Origin of the sequence: Streptomyces flavovariabilis, assembly GCF_000725785.1 — a bacterium.
GTDB lineage: Bacteria > Actinomycetota > Actinomycetes > Streptomycetales > Streptomycetaceae > Streptomyces > Streptomyces hawaiiensis.
The window spans coordinates 87,231-99,972 of record NZ_JNXD01000015.1 but is presented as its reverse complement, the minus strand read 5'-3'; the positions used below and the strand labels follow the sequence as shown (position 1 = coordinate 99,972).

The following is a 12,742-nucleotide window of genomic DNA, read 5'->3' as shown; positions in this document are numbered from 1 at the left end:
CGCCGGGCCGAAACTCGGGGGGTGGCTTGTCAGCCGCGCCGGGCGCGGGGGTCCAGGGCGTCCCGGACGCCGTCCCCGAGCAGGTTGAGCGCCAGGACCAGGAGGAAGAGCAGGACGCCGGGCACGAAGAGGTACATCGGGTCCTGCAGGAAGAACTGGGAGGCGTCCGACAGCACGGATCCCCAGTCGGGGTTGGGCGGGATGACACCGACGCCCAGGTACGACAGGGCCGCCTCGGTGGTGATGTTCTGCGGGACGGCGAGCGCGAAGGAGATCAGGATCGGGGCCCACAGGTTGGGCAGCAGCTGCCGGAAGAGGATGTGCCGTCGGCCGGCGCTCATGAGCCGCGCGGCGTCCACGAACTCCCGTTCGCGCAGGGACAGTACCTGTCCGCGCACCAGGCGGGCGGTGTACGCCCAGGCGAAGACCGCGATGTTGAGGACCAGGACGAGCAGCCGGAGATTCTCGTCGGTGCCGCCGTGGCTGTTGGTCTGCAGCGCGTTCTGGATCACCGGGGTGAGCGCGATGATGAACAGCAGCTGCGGGAACGCCAGCATCACGTCCATGATCCGGGACAGCAGGGAGTCGACCCAGCCGCCGAAATAGCCGGCGGCGAGCCCGGCCACGACGCCGACCGCGGTGGACAGCACCGCCGAGGCGAATCCCACGTAAAGGGAGGTGCGCAGGCCGTAGACGATGCGGGCGAACAGGTCGTATCCCGTGCCCGGTTCGACGCCGAGCAGGTGCTTGGCGCTGATGCCGCCCAGCGATCCGTAGGGGAAATTGCCCGTGTCCGGATTGATCGCCTTGTTGTCGGGGGTGATCGGTCCCCAGCCGGTCAGCGCGGTGAGGACCGGCGCGAGCAGTGCGATCGCGATGAACAGCAGGGTGGCCGCCAGGGCGGCCGTGGTGACCTTGTCCCGTCTGATCCGCCGCCACGCCATCCGGGCCGGTGAGCGGCCGGCGACGACCGTGCCGCCGGGTCTGGAGTCCTGCGTCGACGGCTCGGTCAGCAGCGCGGTGCCGCCGCCGGTGTCGACCGGCTGGTGTTGCGTTGTCATCGTACGGACATCCCGGATCAGCCCCTGGGGCAAGGAAATTGGGTGGCGGTCGTTGATTCCGCCGTGAGACTCTGCGGACTTTCGCAATGGCGTGCGAGTCCGGTCAAGCCACGCAGGGGCGAGAAAAGGGATTGTTTGCGGACATGGAAAAGTGTTGACGTAAGCGGGGAATGTGGTTACCCGCCGCGTGAGTGTTTGCGGGAGATTCCTTGGGCAGCGATTGGCCGTGGCTCCGGCGTCGTTTCCTTGTGCTTTTCCCTCGGAATCCCCCGTGCCGGGTAAAGGGCGCGGGCGGCGAGCCCGGCGTCAGCCGACCGGTACCCCGGCTTCGAGATAGAGCGCCGCTCCGCGTTCGCGTGCCCGCAGGGCCCAGCGCAGCCGCTCGTAGCGCACCGGGGGCAGCAGGTCGGCGGCCTCCTCCTCGGTGACGAACCGGCAGGCGCGCAGCTCCGGGCCGGGCAGCAGCAGCCGGCCGGCCTCCGCGGAGTGCAGGAGGCCGCCGTCGAAGAGGAGGCGCAGGCCGCCGAATCCGGGGGGTGCGGGGCGCTCCCAGTCGACGACGAGCAGGCCGGGCACCTCGGCGAGGCTGATGCCGGTCTCCTCGGCGACCTCGCGCATGCCGGCGCGTGCGGGCGCCTCGCCGGGTTCGACGACGCCGCCGGGGAACTCCCAGCCGGCCTTGTACGTGGGGTCGACGAGCAGCACCCGGCCCTGCTCGTCGAAGAGCAGCACTCCGGCCGCGACGGTCTCGGCGGTGGGCTCGGGCGTCTGCACGATGTCGCAGACGGGCACGGCACCGCTGGTGACGGCTTCGGCGATCCGGACGGCCGTCTCGTACGGGGTGAGGTCGCTCGTGTCGACCGGGTGGGCGTCTGCGGTGAGCCAGGAGGCGAGGGCGGCCCGGTAGGGCGCTATGTGGTCGAAGGACCACTGGCGTATTCGCATGTCGCCGTCGGGAAGGTCGCGCGGAACCTCACGGCCCGCTATGCGCTCCCGCAGTATCGTTTCGGCCGGAGCGAGCAGGATGTGGTTGACCGGAATCCTGCGCGCGGCCAGGCCGCCGAAGATCTCGTCGCGGTACTCCTGGCGCAGCAGGGTCATGGGGACGACGAGGGTCCCGCCGAGCTCGGCGAGCATCGCGGCCGCCGTGTCGATCACGAGCCGGCGCCAGATCGGCAGGTCCTGGAAGTCGCCGACCTCGGCAAGGTGTTTCGGTGGCAGCAGGTGGGCGAGCGCGCCGCCGATGACCTCCGGGTCGAAGAGCGTGCTGTTCGGGATCAGTTCGATCAGCTCCCGTGCGGTGGTGGTCTTCCCCGCACCGAACGCGCCGTTGATCCAGACGACGGTCACAGGTCCCCCTCTTCTGTTGGCCCCCTGAGGCTTGCCCGCTCCACCCTGCCACGGAAACCAGCCGCAGTTGAGGGCGCATGACGACGGCGCCGGCGCCCCCCTCACGCGGGGAGCGCCGACGCCGTGGGCCGTGGGCCGGGGCGGCTCGTCAGCCCTTCTTCTGGGCACCCTTCTTCTGAGCGCCCTTCTTCTGGGCGCCCTTCTTCTTCTGGACGCCATCCTTCCCGTCCACGGACAGGCCCTCCCCGGCGACGGTCTGGTCGAGCGTCTTGAGGGTCTCGTCCACGTTGATGGCGGGGAGCTTCTCTCCCATGGCGTGCGACGGGGTGATCGCCGCGACGGCGAAGCCGGTGGCCAGGGAGGCGATGGCGAGCATGCTGCGCTTCTTCATGCCCGACTCAACTGCCGGACGGGCCCCGGGGTCACGGCACTGGGCCGTTCGGGCGAAGCGGCGGCTTCACACGGGGCCGGTGCCCCAGGTGCCGGATCCGCCGCCGCGCCATTCGATCAGGCCCGACGCCGCTACATACGCCTCGTCCGCATCCTCGATGCCGGCCCGCCGCAGGAACTCGGCGACGTCGAGCGGCCCGTAGGCGATGCCGAGGAACTGGTCGTCCACACGGACCCGCCGGCCGCCGTCCGCGGCGGGCGGGTAGACCACGACGGGTTTCACGGACGCCATGGCACCAGGGTGCGCGGGGGCGGTGCCGGCCGCGCGCGGGGATGGGCCGTTCAGCCCGCCTTCCGCGTCTGCCGGAACTCGTGGACGTCGGCGGTGAGGGTGCCGTCGTGCTGCTCGTAGTGGGACAGGGCGAGGCCGACGCCGAAGAAGGTGGGTGCCCATTCGCCGACGAAGATGCCCCAGCGGTCGGCACGGGCGAGGCCGGTGCCGCCTTCCATCTTCAGCGAGCCCACCCAGGCGACGACACTGAGGCCGATGGAGGCCAGGCCGGCCATGTAGGCGTGCTCGCTGCGGACGCCCATCTCGTGCATCTTCTTGATGATCATCAGCGGCTCCGTTCCGTGGGGATTCAGAAGACGGAGTGCCCTCCCCGGGTGCCGATATTCGCCCGCTTTGCGATTTATGTCCGACGCGGGACGTGAGGCGGGTCCTGGAGTGCTCGCCTCACGTCCCCGAAGACCTCCGTCAGGCGCCCACGTAGGCCGCCAGATGTTCCCCGGTCAGCGTGGAACGGGCCGCGACGAGATCGGCCGGGGTGCCCTCGAAGACGATCCGGCCGCCGTCGTGGCCCGCGCCGGGGCCGAGGTCGATGATCCAGTCGGCGTGTGCCATGACCGCTTGGTGGTGCTCGATCACGATGACCGACTTCCCGGAGTCGACCAGCCGGTCGAGCAGGCCGAGCAGCTGCTCCACGTCCGCCAGATGAAGACCCGTGGTCGGCTCGTCCAGGACGTACACGCCGCCCTTCTCGCCCATGTGCGTGGCCAGCTTGAGCCGCTGCCGCTCGCCACCGGACAGCGTGGTGAGCGGCTGGCCGAGGGTGAGATAGCCGAGCCCGACGTCCGCGAGCCGCTCCAGGATCCTGTGCGCGGCCGGCGTGCGGGCCTCGCCGCCGCCGAAGAACTCCTCGGCCTCGGTCACCGGCATCGCCAGCACCTCGCTGATGTCGCGGCCGCCGAGGCGGTACTCCAGCACCGACGCCTCGAACCGCCTGCCCTCGCACTCCTCACAGGTGGTGGCGACACTCTGCATGATCGCCAGGTCGGTGTAGATGACACCGGCGCCGTTGCAGGTGGGGCAGGCGCCCTCGGAGTTGGCGCTGAACAGCGCCGGCTTCACACCGTTGGCCTTGGCGAAGGCCTTGCGGATCGGGTCGGCCAGCCCGGTGTACGTCGCCGGGTTGCTGCGCCGGGAACCGCGGATCGGGGTCTGGTCGATCGCCACCACGCCCTCGGCCCCCGCTTGTCGGGCCATCGAGCCGTGCACGAGCGAGCTCTTGCCGGAACCGGCCACGCCGGTGACGACGGTGAGGACGCCGAGCGGGATGTCGACGTCGACACCGTGCAGGTTGTTCGCCGTGGCGCCCCGGATCTCCAGCGCCCCGGTGGGCTTACGGACCGCCGCCTTGATCTTGGCCCGGTCGTCGAGGTGACGGCCGGTGACGGTGTCGCTGCGCCGCAGACCCTCCAGGGTGCCTTCGAAGCAGACGGTGCCGCCCGCCGTGCCGGCGCCGGGGCCGAGGTCCACGACGTGGTCGGCGATGGCGATCGTCTCCGGCTTGTGCTCCACGACGAGGACGGTGTTGCCCTTGTCGCGCAGGCGCAGGAGCAGCTTGTTCATCCGCTGGATGTCATGGGGGTGCAGGCCGATGGACGGCTCGTCGAAGACGTAGGTGACGTCGGTGAGCGAGGAGCCGAGGTGGCGGATCATCTTGGTGCGCTGCGCCTCGCCACCGGAGAGCGTGCCCGACGCCCGGTCGAGCGAGAGGTAACCGAGGCCGATCTCCACGAACGAGTCGAGAGTGTGCTGGAGCTTGGCCAGCAGCGGCGCCACCGACGGCTCCTCGAGCCCGCGCACCCACTCCGCCAGGTCGCGGATCTCCATCGCGCAGGCATCGGCGATGCCGACCTTGCCGATCTTCGAGGAGCGGGCGAGCTCGCTGAGCCGGGTGCCGTCGCACTCGGGGCACCGGGTGAAGGTGACCGCCCGGTCCACGAAGGCCCGGATGTGCGGCTGCATCGACTCCCGGTCCTTGGACAGGAAGCTCTTCTGGATCTTCGGGATCAGCCCCTCGTAGGTGAGGTTGACGCCGTTGATCTTCACCTTGGTCGGCTCGCGGTACAGGAAGTCGTGCCGCTCCTTCTTGGTGTACTCGCGGATCGGCTTCTCCTTGTCGAAGAAGCCCGACTCGGCGATGACCCGCACCACCCAGCCGCCCCCGGTGTAGGTGGGGATGGTGAACGGGTCGTCCGACAGCGACTTGGAGTCGTCGTAGAGCTGGGTCAGGTCGATGTCGGAGACCGTGCCCCGGCCCTCGCAGTGCGTGCACATGCCGCCCGTGCGGCTGAAGGACACCTTTTCGGTCTTGGTCTTGTCGGCACCGCGGTCCACCGTGAACCCACCGCTCGCCGAGACCGAGGCGGTGTTGAAGGAGAACGCGCCGGGCGGGCCGATGTGCGGTGTGCCGAGCCGGCTGAAGAGGATCCGCAGCATGGCGTTGGCGTCGGTGGCGGTGCCGACGGTGGAGCGGGGGTCGGAACCCATGCGCTGCTGGTCGACGGCGATCGCGGTCGTCAGCCCGTCCAGCACGTCGACCTCGGGCCGGGCCAGATTCGGCATGAACCCCTGCAGGAAGGCGCTGTAGGTCTCGTTGATCAACCGCTGCGACTCGGCCGCGATCGTGTCGAACACCAGCGAGCTCTTGCCCGAGCCGGAGACGCCTGTGAACACCGTGAGCCGGCGCTTGGGGATCTCGATGCTGACGTCCCTGAGATTGTTCTCGCGCGCACCGTGCACGCGGATCACGTCATGGCTGTCGGCAACGTGCGGCCCGGGCGACTGTCTGTCCGTCGTCGTGGCCTTGCTCATGGTGTCTCCATCTGTCGGGCGGGGCTGCCGCGCTCGGACTGTCTCGTTCCCCCGCGCCGGTCCCGAGGGGCGGCGCGGGGGGTGCGGGACCCGTACGTCCACGGGGTGGCCGTACGGGGATCCCACGGGGTGACGCGTCGTGCTGTGGGGCTGCTCCTACGCCTTCAGCTGCTGGATGCGGACCATGTTGCCCGCAGGGTCGCGGAAGGCGCAGTCACGCACGCCGTAGGGCTGGTCCACCGGCTCCTGGACCACCTCGACGTCGCCCGCCTGCAACCGCTCGAAGGTGCCGTCGACGTCGGTGGTGGCCAGGACGATGCTGGCGTAGGTGCCCTTGGCCATCATCTCGGCGATGGTGCGGCGTTCGTCCTCGGTGATGCCGGGGTCGGCGGCCGGCGGGTGCAGCACGATGTTCGTGCCGGGCTGGCCGACGGGGCCGACCGTGATCCAGCGCATGCCCTCGTATCCGACGTCGTTTCTGACTTCGAAGCCGAGGGTGTCGCGGTAGAACGCCAGGGCGGCGTCCGGGTCGTCGTGCGGAAGGAAACTGGCGTGAATGCGAAGGTCCATGGCCCTCACGCTAGTTTCGGCTCGGGGCGGGCGCTTCTCGATTCCTGACCGGTCTGGTCACCTGCTTCGCCACGCACGACGGAATGCCCGCCGTCGCGCGCGCCGCCTCGCGCCGGTAGGCACTGGGCGGCATGCCGACCAGTTCGGTGAAACGGGTGCTGAAGGTCCCCAGCGACGCGCAGCCGACCTCGAAGCACACCTCGGTGACGCTGAGGTCGCCCCGGCGCAGCAGCGCCATCGCGCGCTCGATGCGCCGCGTCATGAGATAGCTGTACGGCGACTCCCCGTACGCCCGCCGGAACTCGCGGCTGAGGTGCCCGGCCGACATGTGCACGCCCCGGGCGAGTGCCTCGACGTCCAGAGGCTTCGCGTACTCCCGGTCGATCCGGTCCTTGACGCGGCGCAGCCGGGCGAGGTCACGCAGGTGCTGCGCCGAGGCGGGTCTGCTGCTCACAAGCGCGATCGTGCCACATCGCACGGACATGCGGCCGATTTCCGAGCATCCCGAACCGGCCCGGCCAGGAGCTCCGGGGTGGGGCCGCCAGCCCGGCAGGAACTCCGCGGGCGGGGCCGGGGCGGCCCGGCCAGGAGGTCTACGGCGGGGCCCGCAGCCGCGCTATGAGCTCCAGAGGCAGGGCCGCCATCCCGGCAGGAGCTCTGCAGGGGGCCGGCAGCCGCGCCAGGAGGTCTACGAGTGGGGCCCGCAGCCACGCCAGGAGCTCCAGGGGGCAGGGCCGCCATCCCGGCCACGAGGCTACGGGCTGGGCCGGCCGCCGAGCCAGGAGCTCCAGGGGGCAGAGCCGACGGCCCGGCCAGGAGCTCTGCGGGCGGGGTCGGCAGCCGCCCCAGGAGGTCTACGGGCGGGGTCCGCGGCCGCGCCCGGAGCTCCGGGGGCAGGGCCGGCGGCCTGGGGTCGGCCTCACGGCTTCCGGAGAGAGGAACGGGCCGGGAACTCCGCGGATCGGGCTCGGCAGCCTTCAAGGGACCGCGGCCGGAAGCTCACGCGAGCGGCTCCGGCGCCCTCCAAGAAGCCGACCCGCGTCAAATCACCCCGGCACCCCGGCACCCCGGCAGCCTGAACGTTCCTGCCGGATCCGCCGGTCCCGGTCTCACACCCCGGCCGCCGCCGTGTCCGTCCGCTTCGCCAGTGCTGCCGCCGCCGCGCCCACCAGCCCGGCGTCGGTGCCCATCTGCGCGGGCGCCACGGTCAGGTGCCGGACGAAGGACAGCGTCGCGTAGCTGCTCAGGGCCTTGCGCAGGGGGGCGAGGAGAACGTCGCCCGCCTTGCCCACTCCCCCGCCGATCACGGCGATGTCGATCTCCACGAGGGTCGCGGTCGCGGCGATCCCGGCGGCCAGGGCCTGGGCGGCCCGCTCGAAGGAGGCGACGGCGACGGGGTCGCCGGACCGGGCGGCGGCGGCCACCGCGGCGGCCGACGTGTCCCCGTCGGGACCGGGCCGCCAGCCGTTCTCCAGGGCCCGCCGGGCGATGTTGGGACCGCTCGCGATGCGCTCCACGCAGCCGTGCGAGCCGCACGGGCACGGATCGCCGTCGAGGTCCACGCTGATGTGCCCGATGTGGCCCGCGTTGCCGGTGGGCCCGGGGTGCAGCCGGCCCCCGAGCACCAGGCCACCGCCGACGCCCGTGGAGACGACCATGCACAGCGCGTTGTCGTGGCCGCGGGCGGCGCCCTGCCAGTGTTCGGCGGCCGTGATCGCCACACCGTCGCCGATCAGCTCGACGGGCAGGTTTCCGGCGGCGGCCCGGACCCGGGCGACGAGCGGGTAGTCGCGCCAGCCGGGCACGTTCACCGGACTCACCGTGCCCGCGGAGGCGTCCACGGGCCCGGCGCTGCCGATCCCGAGGGCCGTGGCACGCTCCCACAGCGGCGACGCGGTGAGCTCGCCGAGCACCTCCTCCACGGCCCGCATCACGGTGTCGCCGTCCTCCCGGGCGGGCGTCGGCCGCTGGGCGCGGACCAGGATCCGGCCGTGGCCGTCCACCAGAGCGCCGGCGATCTTGGTGCCGCCGATGTCGAGCGCGGCCACGAGGTCGGTGTGCATCAGAGTCGGATCTCCCCGTCGGGCATGAGAAAAACGCCGAGAAAGGCCGTCGGGCCGGATAATGGCCGTCAGGCAGGGCGAACAGCAGACCGGTCCCACGGCGGTGCGTGGGGCCGGAGATTGCGGTGGACAGTCTCCCCCGAGCCTGACAACGTTGTCCAGGCTCTATGCTCGACGCCACATCCTCATACAAACCCAGGATCGACGCACCCCCTGGACGACAGGACAGGACACCGCACCGTGCCCCAGACCCCTCTCCGATCCGCAACGCGCTACGGCACCCGGCCGACCATGAAGGACGTAGCGGCACGCGCCGGAGTCGGCCTCAAGACGGTCTCCCGTGTCGTGAACGGGGAGCCGGGGGTCACCCCGGAGACGGAGCGGCGGGTCCAGGAGGCGATCGACGCTCTCGGCTTCCGCCGCAACGACAGCGCGCGGGTGCTGCGCAAGGGCCGCACGGCGAGCATCGGCCTGGTGCTGGAGGACCTCGCGGACCCGTTCTACGGACCCCTGAGCCGGTCGGTCGAGGAGGTGGCCCGCGCGCACGGCGCCCTGCTGATCAACGGCTCCAGCGCGGAGGACCCCGACCGCGAGCAGGAACTGGTGCTGGCCCTGTGCGCGCGGCGGGTGGACGGGCTGGTGGTGATCCCGGCCGGGGACGACCACCGGTATCTGGAACCCGAGCTCAAGGCCGGTGTGGCCACCGTGTTCGTGGACCGGCCGGCCGGCCACATCGAAGCCGACGTGGTTCTGTCGGACAACTTCGGCGGCGCTCGCGGCGGCGTCGCCCACCTCATCGCGCACGGGCACCGCCGGATCGGCTTCATCGGCGACATGCCCCGCATCCACACCGCCGCCGAGCGGTTGCGCGGCTACCGGGCCGCGATGGAGGACGCGGGCATACCGGTGGCGGGCTCCTGGATGTCCCTCGGCGTCACCGACCCGGAGCGGGTGCGCAGGGCGGCCGAGGAGATGCTGACCGGCCCGGACCCCGTCACGGCGATCTTCGCGGGCAACAACCGGGTGACGGTCACCGTGATCCGGGTGCTCGCCGAGCAGACCCGCCGTGTCGCCCTGGTCGGCTTCGACGACATCGAGCTCGCCGACCTGCTCCAGCCGGGCGTCACGGTCGTCGCCCAGGACGCGTCGGACATCGGCCGCACCGCCGCGGAACGCCTCTTCCGGCAGCTGGACGGCGCCCTCGTCACCCCCGAGCGCATCGAGCTGCCGACCCGGCTGATCACCCGCGGCTCGGGCGAGATCCCCCCGGCGGACTGAGCGGCCGATGGACGACACCACCGATCGCACGCTGCGAGCACTGGGCCTGGCCGAGGCGCCACGCGAGCGCCCCCTGCTGTATCCGGGCGTGTGGCCCGCGGATTCCGGACTCCTCGACGGGAACCGCTTCCTGCCGCTGGAGCAGCTGGTGTACGAGGACCGCACCCCGGTCATCGCCATCGGCTCCAACGGCTGCCCGGGGCAGTTGCGGCACAAGATGGCGGAGTTCGGGATCAGGTCGCCGCTGCCGATGGTGAAGGCCCGGGTGACGGGTGTCGACGCCGGCGTCTCCGCGCATGTGAGCCGCATGGGGTACGTGTCGGCCTCACCGGTCGGCGCCCCGGACACCGTTCGGGAGCTGTTCGTGCTGTGGCTCGACGACGAGCAGCTCGCGGTGATCGACGCGAGCGAGGGCGCACCGGTGCCGGGCGGCAATTTCGACCGGGCATGGCTGCCGTCGCCCGATGTCCGGATCGACCTCGCGGACGGCACCCGGCTGCCCGGGGCGTACGCCTACGTCAACCGGCACGGCGTCCTCCATGACGGCACGGGCACTTTGCGCACGCACCCGGGCGAGCGGGAGCTGCTGACCGAGCTCCTGACCGGACTGCCGCGCTTGCGGGAGCTGTTCGGTGTCGTGCCCGAGGAGTTCTGTGCGCGGGCACGCGGCGACCGGCGGCTGTGCGAGCGGGGCACGCGGCTGTTCATCGAGGAGAAGCTGGTGACGGCCTCCGGTCTCGAGCGGTACGTGGCCGCCTCGGCACGGGCTCAGCAGAGCGGGAGCCCGGGGACCGGCGCGTCGTTGTCACCGCCCTTGATGTAGACGTCGCTGACCCAGACGTTCGTGTTGCCGCTGTCGTCGTCGGTCTTCGCCCACCAGACGTTGGTCCACTCCCCGGACGTTTCCCGGCGGCCCAGGTTCTGCTGGCAGTAGAAGTAGTTGGTGCCCGCGTTGAGGATGCCGACCTTGGTGCCGGAGGCGGTGTGGGAGTCGGCGGTCTTCCAGACCTGGCAGTTGTACTTGCCGCCGCCGATGGCGTGGCAGACCGGGGCCGGCGTGGTCGAGCCGCCGCCCGTCGTGGCGCCGCCTGCGGAACCGGCGCCGGAGGTGCCGCCGTCCGATGTCCCTCCGCCGGTGTCGCCGGTGGTGCCGGAGGTGCCGCCACCCGTGGACTTGGCAGGGGCCGAGCCGGTCGCCCTGCCGGTGGGCTCGGGGTCCTTCGGGTCGCGGGGCTTCTCGGACGGGGCCTTGCCCTTGTCGTCGCCCTGTTGCGTGGCTCGCGGGGCGTTCGAGCCGTCGTCCGCGGAACCGGCCTCGGAGGACCCGGCGTCCGCACGGGCGGCGTCGGTCCGCGTGCCCGTCTCCTCGCCGCCGGAGTCGCCGAGCAGGGCGATCGTGGTACCGGCGGCGGCGAGCACGACGGTGACGGCCGCGGCGGCGAGCAGGACGCGAGCCTTGCGGCGGGGCGCGGCGCGGTCGGCGTTCGCCGGGGCGGTGGCAGCGGAGGCCCCGGGGTTGGCGCTGCCGGGGCCGGCCGGGCCGAAGCCCTGGGGGCCGGCCCCTGGATCCTGCGGGCCGGGGCCTGCATGCGCGGGATGGCCGGGGCCCGCATGCGCCGGGTTTCCGGGGCCCGCATGCCCGGGGTTCCCAGGGCCCGCTTGCCCGGCGCCTGCGTTCGCAGAGTGCCCGGGGCCCGACCCCTGCGCGGCGGGGCCCGACGGTGGGGCCTGGCCGGCTGCCGGGCCCCGCACACCGGAGCCTTGCGGCGTGGGGTGGCCGGGGCCGGAGTGCCCCGGGCCGCCGTCGCCCGCGGTCCCCGCCACCCCTGCGGCTCCGAACGCCGCCGCCGTGCCGAAGTCCGGTGTGCGCGTGCCCTCTTGAGGTCCGCCGGTGTCCTGCTGCGGGGGCCCGAATCCCGGCGGTACCGACGGGAGGCTGCACTCCGTCTCCGCGCGCGGGGGCGAGAGCGCGGGGCCCCGCAAGGGAGAGGTCGGCGCGTCCGTGCCGCCGTCCGCGACGGCCTGGAGCAGTTCGCGGGCTTGGTCGGCCTCCGGGCGGGACTCGGGGCGCTTGTCCAGCAGTCGCTGGAGGACGGGCGCGAGAGCGCCGGCGCGGCGGGGCTCCGGCAGCGGCTCGGTGACGATCGCGGTGAGCGTGGAGAACGTGGACGTGCGGCGGAAGGGCGAGGCGCCCTCGACGGCCGCGTAGAGCGTGGCGCCCAGGGCCCAGATGTCGGAGGCGGGGCCCGGGTCGGCGCCCTGGGCGCGCTCGGGGGCGAGGTAGTCGAGGGAGCCCACGAGTTCGCCGCTGCGCGTGAGATGCGTGGCCGAACCGTCCCCGGGATCGTCCATCGTGGCGATGCCGAAGTCGGTGAGGACGACCCGGCCCGAACGGTCGAGCAGGATGTTGCCCGGCTTCACGTCCCGGTGCAGGACGCCCGCGCGGTGGGCGGCGGCCAGCGCGTCCATGACCTTCGCGCCGATCCCGGCGGCCTCTCCCGCGTCCAGCGTGCCGCGCTCGCGCAGGACGTCGTCCAGGGACGGCCCGTCGACCAGTTCCATGACGATGATCGGGCGCCCGTCGACCTGGGCGATGTCGTGCACGGCGATGACGCCGGGGTGGCGCACCCGGGCAGCCGCACGCGCCTCGCGCCGCATCCGCAGTTGCAGGTCGGCCAGTTCGGGACCGGCCGCGTCGGTGTAGGTGCGCAGTTCCTTGACCGCGACCTCACGGCCGAGGACCTCGTCGACGGCCTTCCAGACGACGCCCATGCCGCCGCGCCCCAGCGCCGCCGTGACGCGATAGCGGTCCGCCAGCAGCCGTCCGGCCCCGTCCGCCTGCCCGTACTCCCCCGTTGACACCGCTGCCC

Annotated in this window: 12 protein-coding genes; 2 read left to right on the top strand and 10 right to left on the bottom strand. The window is 72.3% G+C overall.

What is annotated here, in order from left to right; all coding sequences use genetic code 11:
- Positions 1–29: 29 nt before the first annotated feature.
- The 9 genes from IO24_RS0125530 to IO24_RS0125490 all read right to left on the bottom strand — a co-directional run bounded on the left by IO24_RS0125530 (position 30) and on the right by IO24_RS0125490 (position 8,594).
- A complete protein-coding gene (locus tag IO24_RS0125530; RefSeq protein WP_031139274.1) occupies positions 30–1,061 on the bottom strand; it encodes an ABC transporter permease in 1,032 nt (343 codons plus the stop codon).
- 306 nt (positions 1,062–1,367) lie between these two features.
- Positions 1,368–2,411 carry an NUDIX hydrolase gene (locus IO24_RS0125525; protein WP_031139272.1) on the bottom strand — a complete coding sequence of 348 codons (1,044 nt, stop codon included), beginning with the start codon at positions 2,409–2,411 and terminating at the stop codon, positions 1,368–1,370.
- 148 nt (positions 2,412–2,559) lie between these two features.
- Positions 2,560–2,802: a hypothetical protein gene (locus tag IO24_RS40990; RefSeq protein ID WP_037668412.1), complete on the bottom strand. Its 243-nt coding sequence runs from the start codon at positions 2,800–2,802 to the stop codon at positions 2,560–2,562.
- 66 nt (positions 2,803–2,868) lie between these two features.
- The gene (locus IO24_RS0125515) at positions 2,869–3,093 is read right to left on the bottom strand and encodes a hypothetical protein (RefSeq protein ID WP_031139270.1); all 225 of its coding nucleotides are present in this window, start codon (positions 3,091–3,093) and stop codon (positions 2,869–2,871) included.
- A 50-nt stretch (positions 3,094–3,143) separates the two neighbouring features.
- The gene (locus IO24_RS0125510) at positions 3,144–3,419 is read right to left on the bottom strand and encodes a hypothetical protein (RefSeq protein ID WP_031139268.1); all 276 of its coding nucleotides are present in this window, start codon (positions 3,417–3,419) and stop codon (positions 3,144–3,146) included.
- Positions 3,420–3,558: 139 nt separating this feature from the next.
- Positions 3,559–5,961, bottom strand: a complete 2,403-nt coding sequence (locus IO24_RS0125505; protein WP_031139266.1) for an ATP-binding cassette domain-containing protein — start codon at positions 5,959–5,961, stop codon at positions 3,559–3,561.
- Between the two features lie 156 nt (positions 5,962–6,117).
- A complete protein-coding gene (locus IO24_RS0125500; RefSeq protein ID WP_031139264.1) occupies positions 6,118–6,531 on the bottom strand; it encodes a VOC family protein in 414 nt (137 codons plus the stop codon).
- A gap of 10 nt (positions 6,532–6,541) precedes the next feature.
- On the bottom strand, positions 6,542–7,015 hold the full coding sequence (locus tag IO24_RS0125495; protein WP_420823223.1) for a helix-turn-helix transcriptional regulator: 474 nt from the start codon (positions 7,013–7,015) through the stop codon (positions 6,542–6,544).
- A 625-nt stretch (positions 7,016–7,640) separates the two neighbouring features.
- On the bottom strand, positions 7,641–8,594 hold the full coding sequence (locus IO24_RS0125490; protein ID WP_031139260.1) for an ROK family protein: 954 nt from the start codon (positions 8,592–8,594) through the stop codon (positions 7,641–7,643).
- 213 nt (positions 8,595–8,807) lie between these two features.
- On the opposite strand from IO24_RS0125490, the gene IO24_RS0125485 reads away from it, so the two are divergent.
- On the top strand, positions 8,808–9,872 hold the full coding sequence (locus IO24_RS0125485) for a LacI family DNA-binding transcriptional regulator (protein WP_078899384.1): 1,065 nt from the start codon (positions 8,808–8,810) through the stop codon (positions 9,870–9,872).
- Between the two features lie 7 nt (positions 9,873–9,879).
- On the top strand, positions 9,880–10,695 hold the full coding sequence (locus IO24_RS0125480) for a hypothetical protein (RefSeq protein WP_031139256.1): 816 nt from the start codon (positions 9,880–9,882) through the stop codon (positions 10,693–10,695).
- Here IO24_RS0125480 and IO24_RS0125475 read toward each other — a convergent pair.
- Positions 10,641–12,734, bottom strand: coding sequence for a serine/threonine-protein kinase (locus tag IO24_RS0125475; protein WP_031139254.1), 2,094 nt, complete (start codon positions 12,732–12,734; stop codon positions 10,641–10,643). The genes IO24_RS0125480 and IO24_RS0125475 overlap by 55 nt on opposite strands.
- Positions 12,735–12,742 lie beyond the last annotated feature (8 nt).

Bases quoted from the DNA above. Each gene is read 5' to 3' on its own strand.
- IO24_RS0125510 (WP_031139268.1), bottom strand. From the start codon at position 3,419: ATGATCATCAAGAAGATGCACGAGATGGGCGTCCGCAGCGAGCACGCC.
- IO24_RS0125500 (WP_031139264.1), bottom strand. From the start codon at position 6,531: ATGGACCTTCGCATTCACGCCAGTTTCCTTCCGCACGACGACCCGGAC.
- IO24_RS0125505 (WP_031139266.1), bottom strand. From the start codon at position 5,961: ATGAGCAAGGCCACGACGACGGACAGACAGTCGCCCGGGCCGCACGTT.
- IO24_RS0125495 (WP_420823223.1), bottom strand. From the start codon at position 7,015: ATGTCCGTGCGATGTGGCACGATCGCGCTTGTGAGCAGCAGACCCGCC.
- IO24_RS0125480 (WP_031139256.1), top strand. From the start codon at position 9,880: ATGGACGACACCACCGATCGCACGCTGCGAGCACTGGGCCTGGCCGAG.
- IO24_RS0125515 (WP_031139270.1), bottom strand. From the start codon at position 3,093: ATGGCGTCCGTGAAACCCGTCGTGGTCTACCCGCCCGCCGCGGACGGC.
- IO24_RS0125530 (WP_031139274.1), bottom strand. From the start codon at position 1,061: ATGACAACGCAACACCAGCCGGTCGACACCGGCGGCGGCACCGCGCTG.
- IO24_RS0125490 (WP_031139260.1), bottom strand. From the start codon at position 8,594: ATGCACACCGACCTCGTGGCCGCGCTCGACATCGGCGGCACCAAGATC.
- IO24_RS40990 (WP_037668412.1), bottom strand. From the start codon at position 2,802: ATGAAGAAGCGCAGCATGCTCGCCATCGCCTCCCTGGCCACCGGCTTC.